At 72.0% G+C, this 2,978-nt stretch carries 1 protein-coding gene; it reads right to left on the reverse strand.

Annotation, left to right across the window (positions count from 1 at the left end):
- On the reverse strand, positions 1–2,956 hold a 2,956-nt coding region (locus tag NP777_RS46650; RefSeq protein WP_308405417.1), incomplete at its 3' end, for an SDR family NAD(P)-dependent oxidoreductase.
- Between the last annotated feature and the right edge of the window lie 22 nt (positions 2,957–2,978).

Below are 2,978 nucleotides of genomic sequence, written 5' to 3' on the forward strand. Positions count from 1 at the left end.
ACAGCAGCATGCCCACGCCCTCGCCCCACCCCGTGCCGTCCGCCGCCCCGGCGAACGCCTTGCAGCGCCCATCGGCGGCCAGGCCGCGTTGCCGCGAGAACTCCACGAAGGTGCTGGGCGTCGCCATCACCGTCACGGCGCCGGCCAGCGCCAGCGAGCACTCGCCGCGCCGTAGCGCCTCGCTCGCCAGATGCAGCGCCACCAGCGAGGACGAGCACGCCGTGTCCACGGTCAGGGCGGGGCCCTCCAGCCCCAGCGCATAGGCGATACGGCCGGACATCACGCTGGTCGCGGCGCCGGTCAGGGCATACCCCTCGTCCGAAGCCGAGGGGTAGCCCTGGCCCCAGCCGCCGATGAAGACACCGGTCCTGCTGGATCGCAGGGAGGTCGGCGCCATCCTGGCACGCTCCAGGACCTGCCACGCCGACTCCAGCAGCAGCCGCTGCTGCGGATCCATCGCCAGCGCCTCACGCGGGGAGATCCCGAAGAGTTCCGGGTCGAACTCCGCGGCGTCGTGCAGGAATCCGCCGGTACGCACATAGCTGGTGCCGGGCCGGTCCGGGTCCGGGTCGTACAGCGCGGCCACGTCCCAGCCGCGGTCGTCGGGGAAGTCGGAGAGCACGTCCCGGCCCTCGCTGACCACTCGCCACAAGTCCTCGGGGGCGCCGATGCCTCCCGGGAAGCGGCAACTCATCGCGACGATGGCGATCGGCTCGTCGGAGGCCACCACGCCGGTGGGCACAGCCTCCGTGGCGGACGACGCAGCGAGGGAGCCCAGCCCGTCGCCGAGCAGTTCCGAGCGCAGCAGATCGGCGACCGCCCGGCAGCTTGGGTGGTCGAACAGCAAGGTGGCCGGGAGGCGCAGTCCCGTGGCCGCGTTCAGCCGGGTCCGCAGCTCGACCGCCGTCAGCGAGTCGAAGCCCAGTTGCCGGAATGGCACTGTCGGGTCGATCGCCGCCGGGCCGCGGTGACCCAGGAGTTCGGCCGCGTGTTCACGTACCAGGTCCGTCAGCGTCCGGGCCTGGTCGGCCGCGGACACCCCGGCCAGTCGCCTCCGCAACGCGGCGTGGTCGCCTGCCATCGCCATGGAACGGGAGGTGTTTCGCAGCTGCGGCAACTCACTGAGCAGGGGGCTGGGCCGACCTGCCATGAAGGCCGGGCCGAAGGTCTCCCAGTCGACGTCCGCGATGGCCGGGCAGGGCTCGGCCGATCCGACGACGTGGCACAGCTCGGCGACGGCCACCTCCGGCCGCATCGGGCGCAGGCCGACACGGCTCAGCCGCTCCTCGTCCTCGGGCGCGAGGCTGCCGCCCCAGGTGCCCCATCCGATCGAAGTGGCCGGCAGACCGCGTGCGCGACGCCGCTGTGCCACCGCGTCGAGCAGGGCGTTCGCCGCCGCGTAACCGGCCTGGCCGACACCGCCCCAGACGGCCGCCGCCGAGGAGAAGAGGACGAACGCCTCCAGTGACGAGTGGTCGAGAAGCTCGTCCAGGTGCAGGGCACCGGTGACCTTGGCGTCGAAGACGCCCGCGTACTCATCGAGGCCCGCGTCGATGGCATTGCCGAATCGCACGGTCCCCGCGAGATGGACCACGGCGGTGAGGTCCGGCGCCGATGCCAGCACCCCGGCGAGAGCGGCCCGGTCGGTCACATCGCAGGCCGTCACGGTCACTCGTACGCCGAGCGCGGTCAGTTCGTCATCGAGCACGGCCGCCCCAGGGGCCTGCGGGCCACGGCGGCTGAGCAGCACCAGGTGCTCCGCGCCGGACCGCGCCAGCCACCGTGCCACATGTGCGCCCAGCACGCCGGTGCCACCGGTGATCAGCACCGTGCCGTGCGGGCGCCATGCGCCGGCCGGTCCGGTCCTGGGCACCGACTCCAACCGTCGGCCCAAGGCCGTCGATGGCCGCACCGCCACCTGGTCCTCACCGGCGGCCCGCGCGAGTACGGCGACGAACCGCCGCAGCAGATCTGCGTCGCAGTGGACGGGCAGGTCGATCAGGCCGCCCCAACGCTCGGATCGCTCCAGCCCGGCCACCCGCCCGAAGCCCCATACCGCCGCTTGGGCGGGGCTCGGCGCCGGGTCGGCGGGCAGTGCCGTGACGGCCGCTCGGGTGACACACCACAGCGGGGCCTCGACATCGGCAGTGGTGAGCGAGCACAGCAGCTCGACCGTGTGCGCCATCCCCCGGGACAGCGCGGGGTGGGCCGGGTGCGGAACTTCGTCGGCGGCCAGGAACGAAACGACACCTGCGATGCCTTCGGACCCCGCCACATCCGTCAGCAGCCCGGCCAGGGTCCGGCGATCCGCGTCGCAGGGCACCCGGAGGGTACGGACGACGGCCGTGCCGGACTCGATCAGCGCCCGTGCGCCCGCCATGGCCCACTCGTCCCCTTCGGGGACCACGGCCAGCCAGGTGCCGGAGAGGGCCGGGGTGTCCATGTCCGGCAGCGGCTTCCAGGAGATCTGGTATCGCCACGTGTCCACGGCGGATTCGGCGATGTCCGCCCCAAGCCAGTACCGTTCCCGTTGGAAGGCGTACGTCGGCAGCTCAACGGGCGAGACACCGGCGAAGAGCGGGCCCCAGTCGATCCGGACGCCGCGCACGTGAAGCTCGGCCAGTGAGGTCAGAAACCGCTGGACAGTGCCATCATCGCGGCGCAGCGATCCCGTGACGACGATGTCAGTGTCAGTGGCTTCGGCGGTGTCCTGCACGCCGACGGTCAGCACCGGATGCGGACTGGCCTCGACAAACACCGTATGGCCCTGGCGCATGAGGTGTTCGAGGGCGGTTTGGAACTCCACCGTCTCACGCAGATTCCGATACCAGTACTCCGCGTCCAACTCCACAGTGTCCATCAACCGCCCGGTCACCGTCGAAAAGAACGGCACCTCACCCGTACGCGGCCGCACCGACGCCAACGCCTCCGCCAACCCCTCCCGGATCCCCTCCACCTGCGAGGAGTGCGACGCATAG

This window comes from Streptomyces rugosispiralis, assembly GCF_024505145.1.
Taxonomy (GTDB): domain Bacteria; phylum Actinomycetota; class Actinomycetes; order Streptomycetales; family Streptomycetaceae; genus Streptomyces; species Streptomyces rugosispiralis.